22 protein-coding genes are annotated in these 20,332 nt (G+C 62.0%); 12 read left to right on the top strand and 10 right to left on the bottom strand.

Annotated features, from left to right (window positions below; translation table 11 throughout):
* The first annotated feature begins 17 nt into the window (after positions 1-17).
* From BM083_RS23525 to BM083_RS19245, 3 genes are all read left to right on the top strand, one after another.
* On the top strand, positions 18-773 hold the full coding sequence (locus BM083_RS23525) for a YbhB/YbcL family Raf kinase inhibitor-like protein (RefSeq protein ID WP_177197708.1): 756 nt from the start codon (positions 18-20) through the stop codon (positions 771-773).
* A 95-nt stretch (positions 774-868) separates the two neighbouring features.
* Entirely contained in the window at positions 869-1,843 is a 975-nt protein-coding gene (locus BM083_RS19250; protein WP_049893403.1) for an FKBP-type peptidyl-prolyl cis-trans isomerase, read from the top strand.
* 62 nt (positions 1,844-1,905) lie between these two features.
* Positions 1,906-2,178 carry a DUF8049 family protein gene (locus BM083_RS19245; protein ID WP_009365483.1) on the top strand — a complete coding sequence of 91 codons (273 nt, stop codon included), beginning with the start codon at positions 1,906-1,908 and terminating at the stop codon, positions 2,176-2,178.
* Between the two features lie 59 nt (positions 2,179-2,237).
* Here the strand turns inward: BM083_RS19245 and BM083_RS19240 are convergent, their stop codons facing one another.
* From BM083_RS19240 to BM083_RS19215, 6 genes are all read right to left on the bottom strand, one after another.
* Entirely contained in the window at positions 2,238-3,320 is a 1,083-nt protein-coding gene (locus BM083_RS19240; protein ID WP_089871731.1) for a hypothetical protein, read from the bottom strand.
* 138 nt (positions 3,321-3,458) lie between these two features.
* Positions 3,459-4,085, bottom strand: a complete 627-nt coding sequence (locus BM083_RS19235; protein WP_089871728.1) for an RAD55 family ATPase — start codon at positions 4,083-4,085, stop codon at positions 3,459-3,461.
* Between the two features lie 21 nt (positions 4,086-4,106).
* Positions 4,107-4,769, bottom strand: coding sequence for a MinD/ParA family ATP-binding protein (locus tag BM083_RS19230; protein ID WP_089871963.1), 663 nt, complete (start codon positions 4,767-4,769; stop codon positions 4,107-4,109).
* A 52-nt stretch (positions 4,770-4,821) separates the two neighbouring features.
* Entirely contained in the window at positions 4,822-5,721 is a 900-nt protein-coding gene (locus tag BM083_RS19225) for a glycosyltransferase (protein WP_089871726.1), read from the bottom strand.
* Positions 5,722-5,789: 68 nt separating this feature from the next.
* Complete coding sequence (locus BM083_RS19220) at positions 5,790-6,164, bottom strand: YlbF/YmcA family competence regulator (RefSeq protein ID WP_009365488.1); 375 nt, start codon at positions 6,162-6,164, stop codon at positions 5,790-5,792.
* 93 nt (positions 6,165-6,257) lie between these two features.
* On the bottom strand, positions 6,258-6,914 hold the full coding sequence (locus BM083_RS19215; RefSeq protein ID WP_089871724.1) for an alpha/beta hydrolase: 657 nt from the start codon (positions 6,912-6,914) through the stop codon (positions 6,258-6,260).
* Positions 6,915-7,549: 635 nt separating this feature from the next.
* Between BM083_RS19215 and BM083_RS19210 the strand changes: the two genes are divergently transcribed.
* The 3 genes from BM083_RS19210 (at position 7,550) to BM083_RS19200 (ending at position 10,150) form a co-directional block, all read left to right on the top strand.
* Positions 7,550-8,338, top strand: a complete 789-nt coding sequence (locus BM083_RS19210; protein ID WP_089871722.1) for an HpcH/HpaI aldolase family protein — start codon at positions 7,550-7,552, stop codon at positions 8,336-8,338.
* Between the two features lie 86 nt (positions 8,339-8,424).
* Positions 8,425-9,471 carry a diphthamide biosynthesis enzyme Dph2 gene (dph2, locus tag BM083_RS19205; protein WP_009365491.1) on the top strand — a complete coding sequence of 349 codons (1,047 nt, stop codon included), beginning with the start codon at positions 8,425-8,427 and terminating at the stop codon, positions 9,469-9,471.
* A 217-nt stretch (positions 9,472-9,688) separates the two neighbouring features.
* The gene (locus tag BM083_RS19200) at positions 9,689-10,150 is read left to right on the top strand and encodes a CBS domain-containing protein (protein ID WP_089871720.1); all 462 of its coding nucleotides are present in this window, start codon (positions 9,689-9,691) and stop codon (positions 10,148-10,150) included.
* A gap of 225 nt (positions 10,151-10,375) precedes the next feature.
* On the opposite strand, the gene BM083_RS19195 is transcribed toward BM083_RS19200, so the two are convergent.
* Together BM083_RS19195 and BM083_RS19190 are read right to left on the bottom strand one after the other, a co-directional pair.
* On the bottom strand, positions 10,376-10,819 hold the full coding sequence (locus BM083_RS19195) for a TIGR00725 family protein (RefSeq protein WP_089871718.1): 444 nt from the start codon (positions 10,817-10,819) through the stop codon (positions 10,376-10,378).
* 76 nt (positions 10,820-10,895) lie between these two features.
* Positions 10,896-11,660: an NAD-dependent deacylase gene (locus BM083_RS19190; protein WP_089871716.1), complete on the bottom strand. Its 765-nt coding sequence runs from the start codon at positions 11,658-11,660 to the stop codon at positions 10,896-10,898.
* A 290-nt stretch (positions 11,661-11,950) separates the two neighbouring features.
* On the opposite strand from BM083_RS19190, the gene BM083_RS19185 reads away from it, so the two are divergent.
* The 3 genes from BM083_RS19185 (at position 11,951) to BM083_RS19175 (ending at position 15,855) form a co-directional block, all read left to right on the top strand.
* Positions 11,951-12,784, top strand: a complete 834-nt coding sequence (locus BM083_RS19185; RefSeq protein WP_089871961.1) for an MBL fold metallo-hydrolase — start codon at positions 11,951-11,953, stop codon at positions 12,782-12,784.
* Positions 12,785-12,959: 175 nt separating this feature from the next.
* Positions 12,960-13,895, top strand: a complete 936-nt coding sequence (locus tag BM083_RS19180; protein WP_089871714.1) for a pre-peptidase C-terminal domain-containing protein — start codon at positions 12,960-12,962, stop codon at positions 13,893-13,895.
* 196 nt (positions 13,896-14,091) lie between these two features.
* The gene (locus BM083_RS19175; protein ID WP_089871712.1) at positions 14,092-15,855 is read left to right on the top strand and encodes a coiled-coil domain-containing protein; all 1,764 of its coding nucleotides are present in this window, start codon (positions 14,092-14,094) and stop codon (positions 15,853-15,855) included.
* Between the two features lie 32 nt (positions 15,856-15,887).
* Here the strand turns inward: BM083_RS19175 and BM083_RS19170 are convergent, their stop codons facing one another.
* On the bottom strand, positions 15,888-16,730 hold the full coding sequence (locus BM083_RS19170; RefSeq protein WP_009365501.1) for a DUF502 domain-containing protein: 843 nt from the start codon (positions 16,728-16,730) through the stop codon (positions 15,888-15,890).
* 99 nt (positions 16,731-16,829) lie between these two features.
* On the opposite strand from BM083_RS19170, the gene BM083_RS19165 reads away from it, so the two are divergent.
* Complete coding sequence (locus tag BM083_RS19165; RefSeq protein WP_089871710.1) at positions 16,830-17,729, top strand: phosphoribosyltransferase HisG-related protein; 900 nt, start codon at positions 16,830-16,832, stop codon at positions 17,727-17,729.
* A 3-nt stretch (positions 17,730-17,732) separates the two neighbouring features.
* Here BM083_RS19165 and BM083_RS19160 read toward each other — a convergent pair whose 3' ends face one another.
* Positions 17,733-18,161: a CopG family ribbon-helix-helix protein gene (locus BM083_RS19160; protein WP_009365503.1), complete on the bottom strand. Its 429-nt coding sequence runs from the start codon at positions 18,159-18,161 to the stop codon at positions 17,733-17,735.
* A gap of 747 nt (positions 18,162-18,908) precedes the next feature.
* Between BM083_RS19160 and BM083_RS19155 the strand changes: the two genes are divergently transcribed.
* Both BM083_RS19155 and BM083_RS19150 read left to right on the top strand, forming a co-directional pair.
* Complete coding sequence (locus tag BM083_RS19155; protein WP_089871708.1) at positions 18,909-19,769, top strand: ParA family protein; 861 nt, start codon at positions 18,909-18,911, stop codon at positions 19,767-19,769.
* Positions 19,769-20,248: a DUF7970 domain-containing protein gene (locus tag BM083_RS19150; RefSeq protein ID WP_089871706.1), complete on the top strand. Its 480-nt coding sequence runs from the start codon at positions 19,769-19,771 to the stop codon at positions 20,246-20,248. The genes BM083_RS19155 and BM083_RS19150 overlap by 1 nt, the downstream gene beginning before the upstream one ends.
* Positions 20,249-20,332 lie beyond the last annotated feature (84 nt).

The following is a 20,332-nucleotide window of genomic DNA, read 5'->3' as shown; positions in this document are numbered from 1 at the left end:
AGTCCTAACGGGGACGTATGCCCTCTCGCCGACAGCTACTCGTGACGACGACGTCGCTCGCGCTCGCGACGATAGCGGGCTGTTCGGAGTCGTCACCCCAGACGTCGTCGCCGGCCGACTCGCCGACGGCGACGAAACCGACGGAGACGACGCGAACGGCCACCGGGACGCCGACGTCGACTGAGACCGCTCGTTCGACCACTTCCCCACAGACGACAGCGACAGCAGAGACGACGGAGACACCACAGAACGCGACGCAGACGAACGACCCCTCACCCACACCGAGCGGTGCGTTCTCGCTGTCGTCACCGTCGTTCGAGGATGGGGGACCGATTCCGGAGACGTTCACTTGTGACGGCCAGAACGTGTCGCCCGCGTTGGATATCGCCGACCCGCCGTCGGCGACGGAGGCGTTCGCACTCGTCGTCGACGACCCGGACGCGCCGCGTTCCGACCCGTTCGTCCACTGGTTGCTCTGGAACGTCCCGGGTGACACGCAACGTATCCCCGTGAACGTCCCCCAGACAGAGACAGTCGAGGGACTCGGCGGTGCTCGACAGGGGACGAACGACGCGGGGAGTGTCGGCTACACCGGGCCGTGTCCACCCGTCGGCGACTCGCCGCATCGCTACCGGTTGGTCCTCTACGCACTCGACAGTACGTTGTCAGTCGAGGCTGGTGCGACGCGCGACGACCTCTCGGGGTCACTCGCCGAGCGCCAACTCGATACGACGACGCTCGTGGGAACGTACGCCCGTCAACAGGGCCAGTGAGAGTCGCTACTGGCGAATCTGTCTCACTCTCCGGGCGTTCGAGACGCGAAGCCCGAAACGTGATTCTTAAGGGTAGCACGGGAGACATTCGAACCATGAGTGACGAACAGCAGGCGGAGACGGCCGACGCGCCGGACACCGAGGAAGAGGTCGAAGAGACAGAATCGGGAATTCAGGACGGCGACTTCGTCAAGCTGGACTACACGGTTCGCACGAAAGAGGACGAAACCGTCGTCGACACGACGAAACAGGACGTCGCCGAAGAGGCCGGAATCGACGACGACGACTACGAGTTCGCCCCGCGCGTCATCGTCGTGGGTGCAGGCCACGTCTTCCAGGGCGTCGACGACGACCTGATGGGCAAGGACGTCGGCGACGAGGGCAGCGTCGACATCCCCGCCGAAGAGGCGTTCGGCGCGTTCGACCCCGACGACGTGAAGACGGTCGCCGCCGACAAGGTTCCGGAAGACAACCGCTACCCCGGTGCACAGGTCCAGATCGACGGCGAGCAGGGTCGACTGGAGACCATCATCGGCGGCCGCGCACGCGTCGACTTCAACCACCCGCTCGCGGGTGAGGACCTCGAATACGAGTACGAAATCGTCGAAATCGTCGACGACCGCGAGGAGCAGGCACAGGGTCTGCTCGGTATGTACCTCCAGCAGTCGCCCGAGGTCTGGATTGAGACCGACGAGGTCGAAGAGGAGCAGGTCGTCGAATCTGACGACGAGGACGAGGATGCAGAGCCCGAGACGGAGACGGTCACCGTCGAGAAGGAGACGCTCTACATCGAGGCCACGCCGCAGATGACGATGAACCAGCAGTGGATGTTCTCCAAGCAGCAGATCGCACAGGACATGATGCAGCGACTCGGCATCGACCGCGTCATCGTCCAGGAGACCATCGACGGCTCCGGCGGTATGATGGGCGGCATGGGCGGCATGATGGGTGGCGCTGGCGGTGCAGGCGGCGCTGCCGACATCGAGGACGCTCTCGAAGACGTCGACGTCGACGCCGACGAAATCGTCGACGAACTCGAAGCCTCCGAAGCCGAAGAGACCGAAGAGTAACTCGGTCTCCTCGCTGACCACAAATCACCGTTTTCTTTAGCGCTTCCCGACCAGCCTCCGGTATGGATTCCACGACGGAGACAGAGCTCTCGATTCCCGACGACGTGTGGGTCGCCCTCGTCGCCGCCGTCTGTACGGTCGGCCTCTCGCTCGTCATCCGGTTCGTCCTCGGCCAATCGACGAGTCTCCTCGTTCGACTCGTCCCCATCTTTCCCTACTTCGTCTACCTCTTCGTGAAGAAGAACGCCGACTCCGGCCCGCTCTCGTCGCTGTGGACGTGGGTCGCGCTCATCGTCGTCGTCACGCTCGGCGTCCTCGGGTTCGTCGCGCTCTGAGCGTCGTTACCGGCTCCTGAAGTCCCAACCTGTCACTGCCCGTGTCGAGTCAGCGTCCCTCAGTTCGGCGTGTTCACGCTGTCGCCCGGCCCGCCCGCCGAGAGGTGGTCGAACTCGCCTGTCGGAATAGTTCCCTCGACCCAGACCAACCGGTCTTCCGTCTGTACGTCGAGACCGTCGTACGCTCCGAAGCGGTCGGACTCGTTCTCGATGTACGCCTCGAAGCCGCTGTTCGCCGCCGCCTCGGCGTCGGGGTAGGTGTTCGCGAAGGTGAGCCGTGTCGTCTCGGCTCCGAAGCGCCACGTCTTGAGTTCGCCCGTGATGACGTCTTCGCGGAACCCGCGCGACGTCGACCCGTCCATCGCCTCCGGGTAGCACCAACACGCGTGTGGGTCGTCAACGAGTTCGAACATGGACGCCACGTACTCGTTTCCATCGGCGTAGCGACCCACTTCTCCGGCCTGCGCGTCGACGAACGCCTTCGTGAAGTCGAGTGGGTCGCCTCTGTGCATCGGTGAGACGTTCATCACGGCGTCTTCGGACACGGCGTAGATACGCTCCGTGCCGTACAAATCGAACCCTCGGTACTGGTTCAGTTCCGGTTCTGGAGTCGGCGTTCGCGTCGGCGTCGTCGCCGTCGACGCTGTCGGCTTCGACTGCCGTTCGCTCGCAATCTTCTCGCCGATGGCGTCGGGGTCGAACGACCCGAGCGCCACGTTCATCACGAAGTCGACCTGCAGTGCCGCATCGACGTCGTCGACGTCGACGAACCTGTGGGGGAGCGTCGCCGACATCTCGTCTTCGAGTCGGCTGTAGGACCGTGGATGGATGTCGGCTTCACGTGCCCGAATGCTCGCCACGTCGAAGCACTGGACACCGTAGCCATCGGGAAGGAGTGTCTCTGTCGGGTCAGGGAGCCACTGCTCGAACGTGTCGAACGTCGTCGCCGTGGACTGCTCCGGTTCGGCCGACGTCTCTGGCTCGTCGGTCTGCGTCTGTGTCGTCGCTTCCGTGGTCGACTCGTCTCGCCCAGCGCCGCCGCCAGTTGGTGCACCGGCGAGGCAACCGGCGACCGAGGCGAGCGCCAGACTACCGAGTGTACCACCAGTCGCTTCGAGGAGGGCGCGTCGTGAACGAGGCATGGGGAGGCGTTCTTTGTGTTTCGTGATAAGTTTTCTTCAACTACATGCTGAGAGAAACGTCGAACCGTTCGTCCGACTGCGCTATCGCGGACTCGCAGATAACCGCCGTCTCTCCTCTCGGGTGAAGAGGGCCCCGGCTCAGGCGATGTCGCGACTGGTGTCGACGGCAACCTGCTCGGCCAGTTTCAGCTTGATAGTCTCTTCCATCGCCGCGCCGCCACGGAACTTCGGCACGGCGAGTCGGTTGACTATCTCTTGACCCTTGATGTCCGTCTGGAGGTCGAACACGAGGTCGGCCATATGTTCGGTCAGGTCCCGATTCTTCGGGATGGAGCGACCTTTCATCGCGTGCAGAATCGCGAGACCGTCGGTGTTGACGATCTGTGTCTGCAGTTCGTTCAAGAAACTCCGGTAGCGCGCCGGTTCCGCTTCTTCGAGTACGTCGACGACGTCGATGATGAGGTTCGCCCCCTCGGGAAGCGCGCCGACGAGTCGGTTCGCGTGGTCCAGCGGTGCGTCGCTGCCGATGTCGCGAATCGTCGGATTGCCGACGCGGGTGTTCGCCCGTTTGAGCGCGTCGGACACGGCCGCCTCCGAGCGAACGGTCGTCAGATAGAGCGTCCCGCGCGTGGCCGTGAACTCGTAGAGAAAGAGTTCGGACTGGCTGGCAGGTGGTGCTTCGAGGAGGACGATACTCCCGGGAGGGATGCCACCGCCGAGGCGCCGGTCGAGCACCGTGATTCCGGTCGGCAGGCGGCCAGACATACGTCCGTATTGGCGACGCAGTCATAATAGGTCTTCCTCCGCAGTGAGTGTCGACGCAAGCCGCGCGTACGCCGCACGCACGACACGGTCGTCGAGTACCGGTGGACGAACTTCGGGGATAGAAGCCACCACCGAGCAGTCGAGGAGGTCTGCGACACCGGGTGGGCGAAGACGAGTCCGCGTCAGCACCGCGCCGACGACGGGCGTACCGAGGGTTCGTGCCATCGCGGCTGTCTTGGCAGCGTCGCGGAGGGCGGCCGCACAGAGCGGCGAGACGACGAGAACGCCGTCGGCGACGCGGAGCGGTGCGACGGCGTCGACACTGGCCCCCGCCGGGCAGTCGACCAGCGTCCGAACCCCACCTCGTTCGCACTGGAGACGACCGAGCACTCGTCGCATCTCGTCGTCTCTCGTCGTGGCCGTCGCTTCGGCGTCGCTCCGTGTCGGCGCGGGCAACACGCTCACGTGCGACTCGTCGGGGTGGTCGTGAGCGACGCACGCTGGTTCCGTCTCGTCGTCGACGGCGGCCAGCGTCGGCGTCCGGTCGACGCCAGCGAGTGCGTGGAGATTCGGCATGTCACAGTCGGCGTCGACGACGAGCGTCGGCCCGTCGAACGCCGCGGCCAGACCGAGCGTCGTGGTGGTCTTCCCGCTTCCTCCCTTCCCACCGGCGATTGCGAGCATACCGTCGATGGTCGCGGCTTCCGATTTGAACTCTTCTCTCACTTCATCGCATCTACTCCAGAACGGTCACGTCGTAGACGTCGCGCCAGCGGTAGCGACGGCCACCCCACTCGAACTCGGTGGCGAGCAGTCCGTAGGCGACGAGCAACGGCGCAACGAGGAGCGCGGGGTACGCGAGCAGAAACGTCGAACGGCGCACACCGAAGAACCAGTACACGGCAGCGACGGTGGCCGTCGCGAGGCCAGCGACCGGTATCGGCCACAGGAGTCCGGCGAGGGCGAACGCGAACACGCTGAACACGAGGCCGGCCGTACTCGACGTCTCCTCGAACCGCACCGTCTGCGTGAAGCGAACCATCCGGTTGCGGACGGACTCGACGTCGCCGTCGACGTAAATCTGTTCGGTCAGGCTCCTCGCGGCGGTCACGTCGTGTAGACGCCCCGAGAGCAACCCGTCGTCACTGACGGTCCGTCTGAGGTCCGCGACGAGTCGCTCTACGTCTACGTCGTCACGGGTGAAGGTGACGCAACCGCCCCACACCTGTCCGCCGAGATAGAGCCCCAGCGACCCGGTGAGTGCGGAGAACGGTTCGGCGAGTCGCCACCAGTCCTCGCCGACGAAGACGGGGACGCCGGTGACGACGCCGTGTTCGTCGGCGAGTGCTTTCACTCGGTTCAGCCAGTCGTCGCCGTGGTCGAAGTCGTCGTCCGTCCAGAGAAATCGGTCGCCGGTCGCTCGCTCCATCCCGTAGGCGAGGGCGTTGGCCTTCCCCGAACAGTCTTCGGGGTCGCCGGCGACGAGGATACGGACTTGCTCGGGTGGGTCGTGGCCGGCGACGGGGTCTGCATCGGTGTCACAGACGACGAGTAACTCGTCGTCCGCTCCGAGTTGGCTCGCGACCTGTTCGCAGGCGAGGCCCCACTCGACGGTGGGGAGGAGGACACTGACCATGGCTGGAGAACTACTTCGAGTGAAGAAGAGTTAGTAGCTACGTCTACACACGGGCGAAGAGCGCCCGGCTAGTCCTGACAGCACCCGCCCGCCTCGCCGCCGAAGTCGACGGCGAGCGGTTCGGAGACGGCGCGGTTGATGGCTTCGAGTCGACCTTGAAGCTCACTCTTCGCCTCGAGGAACTCCGACATCACGGGGAGGCGGTGCAGTTTCTCCTGTGCACGTTGGACTTCCTTGACGTCCTCTTGACTGGCCTGTCCGGTTTGACGAGCCATCATGAACTCCTGTCGGAGTTGCTCGAACTCCTCTATCTGCGCTTGGGCTTCGTCGTCGTTCTCGACGGCTTGTCGCGCTTCTTCGAACTGCTCGTACTCGGGGGACTCCGCGATTGCGTCTCCGAGTTCACGTCCGAGCGACTCCAGTGAGGTGGTTTCGACGCTCATAGCCCGGCTTAGGACTCGACTCGTTTAGGCTTGCCGAATGTGTCTCTCTTTGGCACACCGGTGAGCGGAGTACACACACCGACAAACAGTGGCTCAGTACTGTTCTTCGACGAACGCCACCAACTCTTGTAGTTCCTGTTGGCCGATTCCGTGGGGGGCTTGATAGACGTCGTAGCGCACGTCTGCGCCGAGTTCTTTCAAACGATTGGCGGCGCGTTCGACGCGTTCGGCGGGGATAATTTGGTCGGACGCGCCCGCGCCGAGGAAGACGGGTTTCCCTTCGATGCCGTCGGGTTCGAGGTCGGCGTGTGACTCGGCGAGGTAGCCGTGGAGTCCGACGACCCACGCGAATCGGTCGGGCGCTTCGAGCAGGAGGCCGAGACTCGTGATACAGCCTTGACTGAATCCGAGAAGCCCGATGCGGTCGGCGTCGAGGTCGTAGGCCTCGATAGCCGCGTCGATGGTCTCGGAGACGAGGTCGAGACTGCGGCGGTACTCGTCGGCGTGCGGTTGGCTCTGGTGGAGTCCGCCGGCGGAAGTGTCGAGTTCGTACCACGTGTACCCGCCCATCAGACGGTCGGGCGCGCGCAGACTGAGCACGTGGAGTTCGTCGGGAAGGTGCTGTGCGACCGGGAGGAGGTCCTCTTCGTCGGCACCGCGCCCGTGGAGGACGACGACGGCGGGTGCGGGTCCGTCGGTCGGTTCAGACGGTTCGACGTGAACGTGGTCCAGCGGCAGGTCGGCACTCATCACTGCCACCTACTGTCTCCAGTCGTTTCAATACCCGAGTGACGTCGGTGTTACCGATTTGAACGGCTCTCGTCGAGGTTCGACTCTCTCCCCGACACGACGTGAGCCTATACAGTTAGGCACCACGAGTACCCCGGTGACGCACCTTTGTATAGATGCAATTTGCCCGGCAGTTCGCTGTCAGGAGTTTTGGTACGCAAATTGCGGCATTCCGGTTACGAGACGTCCACCTAGCGTGGACGTCTTTTTACCGTAATCAGTACGCTCGTAGCCGTTCGTTCACATCTTCTAGCTAGTGGCGGATACAGCAATAATCGGCAAAGCTATCATGTCTAGTCACTTTCGGTCCTACACCTATGCGTATTGCATAGGTACAATCGGAATGTCACCACCGAAGGGATGCCTCGAACGGGGCATCCCCTACTCGGTCGCGTGCTGGCCGTCCTGGACTCGCGATTGCAGCGGCGTTCGGCGACGCTGGCACAGTGACATCCGTTCTAGAGACTCACCAGAGACTCACACGCTACTGGAACTTCGAGCGTCCCGCTCTTCTAGCGCCTTACTCTCGTCTCGTCGAGTCCGGCGTCTAGCCGGTCGTCAGCAACGGTTAATCTCTCAGCGGTCGATGGTATGTCATGTCTTCGTCTGACCGTTCTCACACGATGCGTACCCGACTCGCCGACGGCGAGGTTCTCTTGGGTGTCCTCGACAACGTCTACGACCCCTCGCTCGTCGAGTTCTACGGCGAACTCGGCGTCGACTTCGTCTGGCTGGACCTCGAACACGCCGGGCCGAGTCCGTGGGACGCGCCCGCACTCGAAGCGTTGCTCCGCGCTGCCGAACGGACCGGTATCGAACCACTCGTTCGACTCCCCACGCTCGACCCGAGTGTGGTTCGCAAGGTCCGAGACGCCGGTGTCCGGTCGTTGTTCCTCCCTCGCGTCGAATCCGTCGAAGAGGTCGAGCACGCGATTCGCGCGGCGTACTTCGAGTACGACGGCGAACCGGGTGACCGCGGACTCGCCAGTCCGCGCGCTCGGCGGTGGGGACTCGCAGACGACTACGTGCGTACGCAAGACGAGTCGGCGCTCGTCGGCGTCACTATCGAGACGAAGGAAGCGGTCGAGAACCTCGACGCGATTCTTCACGTCCCACATCTCGGCTTCGTGTTCATCGGTCCGCTCGACCTCTCGGTGTCGCTCGGCCACCCGAACGAACTCGACCACCCTGACGTCGTCGACGCCGTCGAGACGATTCGACAGAAGGCAACGGATGCGGGCATCCCCGTCGGCGGTCTCGGGTTCGGTACGGACGACGTGAACGAGAAGATCGAGCAGGGCTATCAACTGCTGAATCTCGGGAGTACGACGGGCGCACTCCAAGGTGTCGTCTCCGGGTGGCTCGACGACGTCGACCGACCGTAACTCCCGTAACTCCCGTCGCTCACGCAACTCGCGCTCGGCCCGTCGAAACGCCGACGTTAAACCTCCTGACCGGTTAGGCCCCATCAATGAGTCAGGACGCCGCTTCGGAGGGTGACCTCCGAAACACCGGGATGTCGCTCAAACACGACCGAGAGTGGGACTACGAACTCGAACGCATCGTCGAAGAAGTCGAAGAACGCGACGCGAAGAAGGTCGGCCTGCAGTTCCCCGAGGGACTGAAGCGCCGCGGCCCGGCCGTCGCCGACGACCTCCGGGAACTGTGCGACGACGACGTGACCTTCCTCCTCTCCGGACAACCGTGCTACGGTGCCTGTGACCTCGACACCTATCTGATGCGCCGAACGGACGTCTTCGTCCACTTCGGGCACTCGCCGATGAAAGAGTCGGACAAGATCATCTACGTCCCGCTCTTCTCCAACGTCGACCCCTACCCCATCATGGAGGACTCGCTCGAAGAGTTCGCCGACCCCGACGACGACCCGAACGTCGGTCTCGTCACGACGGCCCAGCACATGAACCTCTTCGGCGACATGGTCGACTGGCTCGAAGAGCGCGGCTACGACGTCCACACCCGCAAGGGCGACGACCGTCTCACCTACGAGGGACAGGTGCTCGGCTGTAACTACGCCTCCGCCGACATCGACGCCGACCAGATCATGTACGTCGGCGGCGGGAAGTTCCACCCGCTCGGACTGGCGATGGAGCACCCCGACAAGAAAGTCGTCATCGCCGACCCCGTCAACAACGTCGTCAAGGTCGCCGACACGGAGAAGTTCATGAAACAGCGCTACGGCGCGGTCCACCGCGCGATGGACGCCGACAAGTGGGGCGTCATCTTCTGTACGAAGATCGGGCAGGGGCGCTGGGAAATCGCCGAGGAGATCGTCGAGAACAACGAGAACGCCTACCTCATCACGATGGACGAGGTGACGCCCGACCGACTTCGGAACTTCAACATGGACGCCTTCGTCAACACGGGCTGTCCGCGCATCACCACCGACGACGGCCCGCGCTTCCACAAACCGATGCTCACCCCGCAGGAGTACAAGATTGCCATCGGCGAAGAGCCGTTGGAGAACCTCCAGTTCGACACCTTCCACGGTACCTGGTAACTCGCCGTTCTGCTGAGTCTCCGTCTTCTTCCTCTCTGCTTTCCGAGCCGCTCTCTTCTACTATCCAGATATGCCGATTAGCGCAGCAACCGTGCGCGAAATTGTCCAAATGGAACTCCTAATCGCGGCAGGCGTGAAAATCTACTAGGAATACTATGTGTGTGTATTCATCTAGACGGGAGTACTAAGTCAAAAGAGTCACTTGGTAACACTATCCATGATAGAGACTAGCCTGGATGGACTGTTCACGGACTCGTCACCGACCGTCTCGCCGACTACGATGGCGGCGGATGCTGCACAACAACTGCGTACACCCAAGACGCACGCGCTCGTCGTCGTCAACGAGACGGACCGTGTCGTCGGCATCGTCACCGAGTCGGACATCGTCGCCCTCATCGCCGAGGAGCGTACCGAACTCACCGTCGCCGAGTTCATGTCCTCCCCGCCGGTCACGACGACGCCAGAGACGAGCGTGCTGACCGCCGCCAAACTGATGCGTGAGTCGGGCGTGAAACACCTCCCCGTCGTCGCCGACGGTTCCTACCGTGGACTCGTCAGTGCCTCTGACTTGGTCCCGTACGTCTCCCGTCGACGACTCGAAATCACGTGGCAAGGCGAGCCGTTCAGCGCGTCCGACGTCACAGAGACCGACGACCCAGAACTACAGGTCGCCGACTGATTCGATTCGTTCTCTCGATTCTCACTTACCTCACTCGCTCACTGCTCGTCTCCACCTGCTGACGCCGACGACTCCTCCGCGCTGAGACGATACTGTACTCCTTCGTACTCGACGACTCGCGGCGCTGCATCGCCCGTCGGCTCCGACCGAGTTGGTAACTGATTCGTGGTGTCACGCATCCGAACGCAGTAGACTAGCGCGTCCAAAGCGCCACAGACCCGTACTTCACTCCCTCGCAGATTCGACGAACTCTACCGCCTCCTCGGGCGTTGCACAGGCCTCGACTCCCTCGACGTCGTGCGTCCCGATTCCCGCGATGGGTTTGTCGAAGACGAGTGAGTATCCGACTTCCGTGAGCGTTCCGCCGCCACCGTCGATGGCGACGACGGCGTCACCGTTCATCACGACGAGCCCGTTTCTCGCGTGGCCGAGACCCGTCGCTATCGCGACGTCGACGTACTCGTTCGCGTCCGCTCGCCACTCGCTGGGGAGGATACCGATAGTCGTCCCCCCGGCCTCCTTCGCCCCGCGGCAGACCGACTCCATGACGCCACCGAGGCCGCCACAGACGACAGTGTGTCCCCGTTGGGCGAGGAGTTTTCCGACTTCGACGGCCGTCGCTTCGTCGCTCGGGCCGATACGACTGCCGCCGATGACACTGACGCGCATAGTCGTCGCTTGCGGCGTTGGGAGTCAACGGTTTCGATGGAGTCGGTATTCGCCCGCTATCACCGAATCCCGTCGGTCATCGCTGACGCTCGACGGTGTCCACAAGTCTCGGGAGGACGTCGGTCACGTCCGCTCGAAGGTCGACGTCCGCACGCCCACTGTACGGCGTCTCGTCGAGGTTGACGAGGACGAGCATCCCGCCCCCGGCGGCGAGACCCGGCAGCGACGCGGCGGGTTCGACCGTCAGCGACGACCCGATGGCGAGAAACACGTCGCTGTCGCGGGCGAGTCGCCGTGCCGCTTGGAGCGTCTCTCGCGGAAGCATCTCGCCGAAGAGGACGACGTCGGGTTTGAGGACGCCGCCGCAGTCCGAGCAGCGTGGCGGCACCTCACCGTCTCGAACACGCTGTCGGGCGTCGGCAGCGTCGCTGCGGTGGCCACACGACCGACAGACGACGCGGTGGGCGTTGCCGTGGAGTTCGAGGAGTGATTCGGTACCGGCAGCGGCGTGCAGTCCGTCCGTGTTCTGTGTGACGACGGTGTCGAGAACACCCGTGCGTTCGAGGGCGGCGAGTGCGTCGTGGGCGGCGTTCGGTTCGGGGTTCGCGGCGAACATCGCCTCGTGGAGGTCGAGGCGGTCACGCCAGAACCCGGCGGGGTCGGCGTCGAGTCGTCGGATGTCGAAGTCGTCGGGGTCGAACTGTGTTCGCCAGATACCGTCGTCGCCGCGGAACGACGGGATTCCGGACGCGGTACTCATCCCTGCACCGGTGAGTGCGACGACAGTGTCCGCAGTGAGAAGCGCATCTGCGACCGTCTCGATGTGGTCGGTGCTGTCCATGGTCTCACTGGACGGCGCGGTGACGTAACGTCCCCGGAACGCCCGCTTTACCCCACCCACGGGTCGGGTGCGAACGGTCCGACCGACGACGTGGTCACCTCTTGGATGGCTCGGACCATCTCTGCGTAGGACAGCGTCAGCTCGGACGAACGATGGTTGTTCATGCTATCGATACACACAGTCTTGAAAGATATAATTATTGGCTAACTTCTCCGCCAGATGGTCCCATGCACTCGGTAGGTGACGCCGCGTCCACAACGCTTAGCCTCCCGGCCGACGCACTCCCGGACATGACCGTCAGTGACTGGGGCGATTGGCTCCCGCGTGCCGTCGAAGACGCCGAACCGGACACCGTCGCCGTCTGGTACCTCGGCTGTAACGGCTTCGTCATCAAGGGTAGCGAAGGAACGACGCTCTACGTCGACCCCTACGTCGGCCTCGGCGACCCACCGCGGACCGTCCGGATGATTCCGGTCCCGTTCGACCCCGAGGACGTGGCGGAAGTCGATGCAATCCTCGCGACGCACGAGCACACCGACCACGTCCACGGACCGAGTCAGGCCCCGATTCTCGAAAACACGGGCTGTGACTTCTACGCGCCCGACGACAGCCTCGACGTCGCCTTCGACGACGAGGAGTGGACCGAGAACTGGGACGTCTCGGAAGACCAGTTCCACGAAGTCGCAGAGGGCGACACGCTCGAACTCGGCGAGTTCACCGTCCACGTCGAGTTCGCCGACGACTCGGACTCGACGCATCCGGTGAGCTACGTCTTCGAACACGAGTCGGGCACCATCTTCCACGGTGGCGACACCAAACCGCACGAGGACTTCCCGGACCTAGGCAGTAAGTACGACATCGACCTCGGCATCCTCGCGTTCGGCGCGATTGGTAACATCCCGGACAAGGAGACCGGTGAACCGGTCCGCACGAAGTGGTACTCGTCGGAGAACGAAGTCGTGAAGGCCGCGAGCGACCTCCAGTTCGACCGCTTCGTTCCCAGCCACTGGGACATGTGGAAAGGGATGACGTCGGACCCGAAGGTACTGCACCACCACGCTCGAAGCTACGAGTACCCGAAGACGCTCGAAGTCACCGAAATCGGCGACCGAGTCGACCTGTAAGCCGACGCTCGTATAAGCGTTGCTTCTGTTCCTCCCGTTTATCCAGTCTATAAGAAAGTTCCATCTTCGAGTAGGACGACCTGTGTCCTCGTTGACTGGACGCCCGGTCGCTGTGGATACAGCCTGACACATGAGTATATCGACGAAATTCGGAACTGCCACACTAGTTGTTGTATTGCTCGCGTCCGCCGTCTTCGGGGCTGGTGCGCTCGTCGGGGGCGTCGCCGCCGTAGACGCCGGTGACGGAGGCGACAGTATGGAGAACGCGACGGCCATCGACGTCGGCGACTCGACGAACGGGACCATCGAGTCGACGGACGACGCCGACTGGTACACGGTCGACGTCTCCGAGAACCAGACGTTCATCGCGTCCGTCGCCGCGCGGAACATCTCCGAGAGTTTCCGCGAAGCAGAGAACCGGGACCTCGAACTCCGTCTGTACGACGCGGACGGAGAGCAGCTCTCGTACAGCTCGACGAAGATTCTGTTCTACGGCTACGGCGCAGAGCACGCTCTCTCGCACCGTGTCGTCGAACCGGGGACGTACTACCTCAAGGTCAACGCGTCCTACGACGAGTCGAACGAGGGTGCGCAGGGGTACACCCTGAACACCTCGGCTATCGACTCGGACCCGTACGAACCGAACGACGACCGCGAGAACGCCACGCAACTCGACGCTAACGCGTCGATTTCGGCGTTCACCGTCGGCTTCGACAGCGACCACTTCGCCGTCGACGTCGACGCCGGTGACACGGTCACCGTGAACTACGAAGAGACGACGCAAGCCTTCACCTCCCATGAGGCTCAAGTCACCGCTCCGAACGGGACGTCTCTCGGAAACGACCCGGGTGACTACTACGGCGACGGTGAGGGTGTCACCTTTACCGCCACCGAGGACGGGACCGTCTACATCGCCATCCAGTCGGCCGCGAGTTTCGGCGACATCGACGGCGACGACATCAACCCGTACGACCTGACCGTGACAGTCGACGACGGTGAGGACGAGACGGACCCGGTCGACGATGGGTCGACGGACGACGACACGTCAGATGACGACACGTCTGACGACACCCCCACCGAGGGCGACACGCCGGACGACCACGACTGCTGACGACGCTGAGCACTGTCGACGGCTATCCGTCCGGTTCTCTCATCTCGACTTTTTCCACCGCACATCGTTAGAGTGACTTCCAAAGTCTCCGCGTGAGGACATATTCTGCCAAAAAATAATGTCTTGAATTATTGACTGAATTATCATCTTTCTGATGCTCGGTTGATTTATGTAGTCTGTATGGCTTGTATTCTCCATGAGCCAGGACCCGACCCATGCAGGCCCACTCACCGTCTCGGCCGGTGACGTGTCCGTCGAGAAGTCGTTCGTCGCCGACGAGTTTCCCGTCCCCGCACTCAAGTTCGTCATCCAGTCGACGAGTACCGAAGCGGTCGACATCCGTCTGACCGACGACGTGCCGACGTCGTTTCCGATGGACTGCGTCGGGTTCCACCCCGACTACGAGAACGACAACTGGACCGCCTACGAGGACCACCGCGTCGAGTTCGTCCGGACGCTCGCACCCGAAGAGTCCGTGACGACGGTCTACGGTATCCGACTCGAAGAGACCGACGAAGAGAGTGCGGCGTTCCTCGTCGAACCAACCCTCGACCTCGTGTCGACTCACGAGAGTGGTGGCCCCGAAGCCGAAGGCGTCGAAGACATCGTCGGCGAGGAGTCGACCGACGTCGTCCGCGACGTCTTGGCCGGTGACGCCGACACGGTTCCGGGGATGGAGGACTCGGACCTGGATACCGATGCCGACGCTGACGCCAACACCGAGGACCCACTCGCTGCCGACATCGAGACGGCCGAACAACTCGACGAAGTCGACGCCGCCGAGGTAGTCGAAGCGGCCGAGCGTGCAGAGAACGTCGACGACATCGAAGAGTTGGACTTGGAACTGGACCTCGACGTCGAAGACCCACTCGTCGACGACGAGCACGAACAGGAAGCAGAGCCAATGGAACCGTTGGCACTCGACGACCCGCTCGCTGCTGATGACTCACACCCCGCAGACGCATCTGCTGACGAACCAGTGACCGACTCCTCGACTGCCGAGACGGTCGAACCACGTCCCATCGAGACCGACACCGTCCCTGCCGTCGTCGCCCGTTCGACCGAGACGGAATCCGAACTCGACGCCAGCGAGGAGGAAGACGTCGAAGTCGACCCGGAGGCCGGTCAGGCGGACGCCGCTCAGTCTGATGCGGGCGACGTCTCTGAGACAGCTACGGAAGCCGAAACAGCCGACGTAATCGACACGCCTGCATCCGACCAGTCGAAACCGGGAGCGGTCACGTCGACGAGTATCGCTGCGACGCTCGCCACGGAGATTCGAGAAGGCAGTGTCGACGACGACGACCTCTCGCTGTTGAAGCGCGAACTCGACATCGGTGTTCCGACGAGCGTGGACGTTCGAATCGGCCGCCTCCAGTCACAGATGGACGACCTCGTCGCCTACAGCGACGCGCTGTCGGAGTTCATCGACGAGGAGGGAACGGGCGACCAACTCGTCAGCGAGTTCCGCGAGGAACTCGAATCGGTGTCGTCGTCGCTCACGATGTTGGAGACGGCGCTCGCCTCGGCCGAGTCCGACCGAGTCGACCTGCGCGACGACGTCGACAACGTCGCGACGACGGTTACGGCAGTAGAGAAGCGTGTCGAGACCAACACACAGGACCTCTCGTCGGTCGCCGACGAAGTCGAGGCGTTGGCCGCCGTCGCCGACGATATCGACACGCTGGCGGAGACAGTCGACTCACTGGATACGGAGATGGGTGACGTCCGCGCCGACGTCGCCGACGTCGACACCGACGTGACAGAGACGCGTGCAGAGCTACACGCAGAACTAGAGACGGTTCGCGACGACCTCACGACACAGGTCGACGACTTGCAGGCGGGTCTCGCCGCCGACGTCGAGGAACTCAGAGACGAGATGGACGACGTTCAGTCGGAACTCGTCGAGTTGAAACAGTTCCGTGACCGCCTCGGCAGCGCGTTCGGCGGCGACAACTGAGTCGGACAACTCCGTCAGTCTTCTCAGTCTTTTCAGTCTTCGTTCTGTTTCGAGTCACCGAACGACCCGGGGAGGTTGTCGGGTGTGATGCCGAACCCGTCACCGTCACTGTCGCCAAACGCCGAGAACTCCTGTTGCTGTGAGTTCTCTGACGTGGCGATTCCGCTCGTGATGATGCTTCTGACGCCTTCTTCGACGGTCATATCGATGTCGTTGATTCGCTTGCTCGGGAGATGCGTGAGGAACCCACCCATCACGGGGTTCGGTGCGAGCGGGATGAACATCGTGACCATGTCGTCGTCGCCGACGGTATCCTGCACCGACGACGGTGACTGGGCCGTCTCGAATCCGATGACGTAGGTGTCGTCGTGCGGGAACTCGACGAGTTTCACCGACCGGAAGTGGTCCATGTCGCTTTCGAGCATCGCATCCCCCATCCGTCGAAAACTCTTGTAGATGGCTCCGATACCCGGAATCGCCATGATGACGTAGTCGAAGTAGTCGATGAGACGGTCACCCGACTGCGAGCGGGCGACGATACCGATTGCGACGACGAGGACGGCCAAGAGGGCGAGTGCGACGATTTCAGCGATGACAGAGACGACGTCGCTGTACAGATTGAGGTCGATGAGGATGTCCGCGACCACGAACGTCTGTCTGACGTCGCGGACGATGCCGAAGTGTTGAAGCAGGATAACGATAGGGCGCAACGCGTTCGTGAGAATATCGAGCGCCGCTTTCAATACATAGATAGTGACGACAATCGGGAGGATAACTGCGATACCGGTCAACACGACGTCCAGCGCAGCGCGATACGCCGACTGCCCCGCCTGTTTGGCTGTCTCGGTGTGTTCCTCCCTCGGCTGCGGTACCATACTGCGACTCACGTAGACCTGCCGGTTAGTGGTTATGGCACTTGTCCAGACGCTGCCGAAAGCGCAACCGGTTTAGTTCGCGACCACTAGCGTCCGCTAATGACAGAAACGGTCTGTGTTGCTGTGCCCCGTAAGGGACGGCCCCTCGAAGCAGTGCTCGAACGCCTCGCCGCCGGCGCAGGTGTTCACGCACTTGCAGACGAGGTCTCCTCGACGCTTCGATACGAGAAAGCCGTCACCAAGGGCCGACAGCATCCGGACCGCGACGTGTACGAACGGCTGGCCGACTACAGCGACCTCTCGGACCCCACGTCGCCAGAGTACACGCTCCTCCGAGACGACCGAGACGGCAAACCGCGGCGTATCGTCTTCGACAGCGTCACTATCGAGACCGACGCCGTGAACGTCCAGCTCGTCGGCCGTGAAGAGCCGTTCCGGTCGCTTCGGACCCACGAGTTCGCCCTCGGCTTCGACAGTGCAGATCTCGTGCTCGAAGAGGTCGTCTCGCTTCGGCCCGACGGTCTCGACAGCCTCGCCGACGTGAACGCCCGTATCGACCCCCGCGAGTCCGACGTCCGCGTCGTCACCGGACTCGGTGATACGGTCTACCACACGCTGATGGCAAAGCCCGAAGTACTCCCACCGGGTGCGGAGCTCGACCGTGAGTTCGTCGCCGACTACACAGGTGACCTCTGTATCTCGCCGCGCTACGAACGGCTCGTCGAGGCAGTGCTCGGCACCGACGCACTGACCGACGTCGACTTCGCGTATCCTGCGCCCGACGCCGACGAAGAAGAGGCCGCCATCGCCGACACCGGTCTCGGTATCTACCTCACCGTCACTGGGTCGACGGCGCGTGACTACGGTCTCGTCCTCGGAGAACACCTCTTCCCGAGCGAGACGGTACTGATGGAGAACCCGACAGAGGCGAGCGACGCCACCGAAGACGTGAAAGAACTCCTCACCGACCAACAGCTAGAGACGGCAATCGAAGCCTGACGTTCACTCGGAAGTACTGAACGGCCCGAAGTCGTCGACTGGCATCACCGAGTAGTCGATGCTGAGCGTGTCTTTCGTCGCCCGGAGCTTCCCGACGAACGTCGAAATCTCTTCGAGTGACCCTTCGAGGACGAACAGTTCCATGCAGTAGTGGTGGCCGACGTGACTGTGGAAGTTCGAGGCGACGAGATCTTCGTGCTCGTGACGAAGTCGCATCATTCGCTCTTCGACGCTCGTCGTCTCGAAGTCGAAGAGGACGGTGACGATTCCCATCAGTTCGCGGTCCTCTAACCGCTTGTCCTCGAACTCGCCGAGGAGGTTTCGACTCGCTTCGCGGAGCACCTCGCTTCGCCCGGTGTAGCCGTGTTCGTCGGCGAACTCGTCGATTCGGTTGAGTAGCTCTTCGGGCATGGAGACACTGACGACGGTCATGTATTAACTCAGCGCGGGAATCTTGTTAAACTCTCTGTATCGAGGGGTCTCTGTGTGCGACGTCTCGAGCGATTTCGGTGTGTCACAGTCGATGAATTCAACGAGTGGGACTCTCTCGCGGCACTGAGGCTACTTCTTGGCTCTGTAGACCGTGAGTCCTCGGTTCTTCGAGAATCAAAAGAACAACTATTTGACACTACTTTTGAGCACTTGCCCACCCAATTCTGTATAGCAGTATCTAATTTATTTGTCGCTGTTGAACCGTTGCTCGATGACAAAGCTGACGACAAATTCTCGACGACGACGCTGTTTTTCAGCGTGACCGAACCTGTTGGGACGCGTTCTAGCGTCGAGCAATCTTCTTTGAACTTCTTTCCACGAAACTGTTCGTAGGTCTCGAAGCCGTCTCACCCGACACTCCCTTACGCAGACCGCTTCAGCTACGTCCACCGCCGTGCGAGCGACGGTGTGAGACGGGGTTGCGTCTGCGCCCCACTTTGTGTCGTCTCTTCTATTCTCTCCTCGTGATCTGTACAAATGAATAGTTTGTCCCTGTATTTTCTTATTTAGACATTTATCTACATTATTATCTACATGTTTAGATGGTATGAAATGCTGCTGGATAGTCTTACAATCGTCAAACAAGTTCTCACGGTTGTTGGCGCATTCGTGTTCTCTCTACTGTCCTCTCTCTGTGACCCGCTTGTCTGACGTGTTTTTATTAGTGACTCTCGCGCAGAGACAACCATGCCGAACGCAGTTACCTTCTGGACAGAGGCTGGTGGGACGGGAAAGACGACGTTCACCGTCAACACCGCCGCTGCGCTGTCTCGCCGTGGATACGACGTCCTCGCAATCGACTTCGACCCGCAAAACGCCGGGATGACCGACCACATGGGGTACGGTGAGTGGGCAAGTCGCGACGACTACGAGAACATCGCCGACCTCCTCGTCGACGAGACTCAGCGACTCGACGAAATCGTCATCGAGACGCCCGAGTTCGACCTGATTCCGACGCACAACGACCTCGCGAACATCGAGTCGAAAGTCGAAGCCGCCGACGGCCTCGACTCCGGGAGTAAACACTGGCTTCTCCACCACGAGATGGAGCAACTGACCGAACTGTACGACTACGTGCTCGTCGACCCCCCAGCGACGACGGGGACGCTCGTCTCCAACGCGATGGTCGCGACACAGAACGTCGTCGCACCCGCCGAGATGACCGATAAAGGAATCGCCGCCATCGGTGGCCTCGAAGAAGAACTCGCCGCGATGGAACGCGGGTTCAACCGGATTCCCGGCGTCGATGTCTCCTTTTCGATCCTCGGTGTCGTTCCGAACCGCGTTCAGAAGCGTGAAACGAACAAACAGCAAGAAGTGTTCGCCGAACTCGAAGCGAGCGACCGACTCATCACCCCGTTCGTCGTCTACAAGCGGAGTAAGATCAGCGACGCCTGGGGAGAAGGAATGAGCGTCTTCCGCTACCACGACGAGTACGAACTTCGCGACTATCAACTCGACATTCTCGACTCCTTCGAGAGCGTCGCCGATCTCGTCGAAGGGACTGCTACAGAAACTGATGACCTCGAAGCGGAGGTGGCGAACTGATGGCCCGAGACGACAAGTACTCCTCAGCTGGCAGCGATGCCGACTACTCGAAGAGTCCGTTCAAAAATTCGGACTCACCAGCCGTCTCGAACGACGCCGAAACGAACGAGGCTGTCCCGAATTCGGACTCGACTGACTCGTCCGACGACGGCTCTACTTCCGAAACGTCGAAAGCAGACGAAACAGCGCCGCCTTCACTCGGTGTCGTCACCCGAAACGGCCTCCCGTACGCGATGGCTCGCTCCAAGGTCACCGACGACCGACAACAGAAGCAGTTCCAGTTGTTGAAAGAGACGCGATTCGAACTGCAAGACGCCGTCGCCGAACTCGTCAAACAGTACGACGACGAAAACCTCTCGGAGACGGACGCGCTCGAAATTATCCTTCGAACTGGTCTCGCTCACGCCGAAGATTACGACGACGCAGCGAAGTCGCTCGGGTTCGGTCTGGAGAACGTCCAGTTTACGTTTTCGGAGTAACTCGACTAGAAGAGTCTGTCGTCTCTGACGCAAATCACCGATACGTTCTCTTCATTGTTCGTTGCCCGGGGCGAGGTCAATCAG

The organism is Halogranum rubrum (assembly GCF_900114455.1).
Lineage (GTDB): Archaea > Halobacteriota > Halobacteria > Halobacteriales > Haloferacaceae > Halogranum > Halogranum rubrum.
Note: the sequence above shows the minus strand (reverse complement) of the source record. Positions and strands in the feature narration are given on the sequence as shown.

Coding starts and splice junctions, on each gene's coding strand:
- BM083_RS19170 (WP_009365501.1), bottom strand. CDS start 16,730: ATGGTACCGCAGCCGAGGGAGGAACACACCGAGACAGCCAAACAGGCG.
- BM083_RS19200 (WP_089871720.1), top strand. CDS start 9,689: ATGATAGAGACTAGCCTGGATGGACTGTTCACGGACTCGTCACCGACC.
- BM083_RS23525 (WP_177197708.1), top strand. CDS start 18: ATGCCCTCTCGCCGACAGCTACTCGTGACGACGACGTCGCTCGCGCTC.
- BM083_RS19245 (WP_009365483.1), top strand. CDS start 1,906: ATGGATTCCACGACGGAGACAGAGCTCTCGATTCCCGACGACGTGTGG.
- BM083_RS19190 (WP_089871716.1), bottom strand. CDS start 11,660: ATGGACAGCACCGACCACATCGAGACGGTCGCAGATGCGCTTCTCACT.
- BM083_RS19175 (WP_089871712.1), top strand. CDS start 14,092: ATGAGCCAGGACCCGACCCATGCAGGCCCACTCACCGTCTCGGCCGGT.
- BM083_RS19225 (WP_089871726.1), bottom strand. CDS start 5,721: ATGGTCAGTGTCCTCCTCCCCACCGTCGAGTGGGGCCTCGCCTGCGAA.
- BM083_RS19240 (WP_089871731.1), bottom strand. CDS start 3,320: ATGCCTCGTTCACGACGCGCCCTCCTCGAAGCGACTGGTGGTACACTC.
- BM083_RS19165 (WP_089871710.1), top strand. CDS start 16,830: ATGACAGAAACGGTCTGTGTTGCTGTGCCCCGTAAGGGACGGCCCCTC.
- BM083_RS19230 (WP_089871963.1), bottom strand. CDS start 4,769: ATGCTCGCAATCGCCGGTGGGAAGGGAGGAAGCGGGAAGACCACCACG.
- BM083_RS19195 (WP_089871718.1), bottom strand. CDS start 10,819: ATGCGCGTCAGTGTCATCGGCGGCAGTCGTATCGGCCCGAGCGACGAA.
- BM083_RS19215 (WP_089871724.1), bottom strand. CDS start 6,914: ATGAGTGCCGACCTGCCGCTGGACCACGTTCACGTCGAACCGTCTGAA.
- BM083_RS19250 (WP_049893403.1), top strand. CDS start 869: ATGAGTGACGAACAGCAGGCGGAGACGGCCGACGCGCCGGACACCGAG.
- BM083_RS19160 (WP_009365503.1), bottom strand. CDS start 18,161: ATGACCGTCGTCAGTGTCTCCATGCCCGAAGAGCTACTCAACCGAATC.
- BM083_RS19235 (WP_089871728.1), bottom strand. CDS start 4,085: ATGTCTGGCCGCCTGCCGACCGGAATCACGGTGCTCGACCGGCGCCTC.
- BM083_RS19210 (WP_089871722.1), top strand. CDS start 7,550: ATGTCTTCGTCTGACCGTTCTCACACGATGCGTACCCGACTCGCCGAC.
- BM083_RS19185 (WP_089871961.1), top strand. CDS start 11,951: ATGACCGTCAGTGACTGGGGCGATTGGCTCCCGCGTGCCGTCGAAGAC.
- BM083_RS19150 (WP_089871706.1), top strand. CDS start 19,769: ATGGCCCGAGACGACAAGTACTCCTCAGCTGGCAGCGATGCCGACTAC.
- BM083_RS19155 (WP_089871708.1), top strand. CDS start 18,909: ATGCCGAACGCAGTTACCTTCTGGACAGAGGCTGGTGGGACGGGAAAG.
- dph2 (WP_009365491.1), top strand. CDS start 8,425: ATGAGTCAGGACGCCGCTTCGGAGGGTGACCTCCGAAACACCGGGATG.
- BM083_RS19220 (WP_009365488.1), bottom strand. CDS start 6,164: ATGAGCGTCGAAACCACCTCACTGGAGTCGCTCGGACGTGAACTCGGA.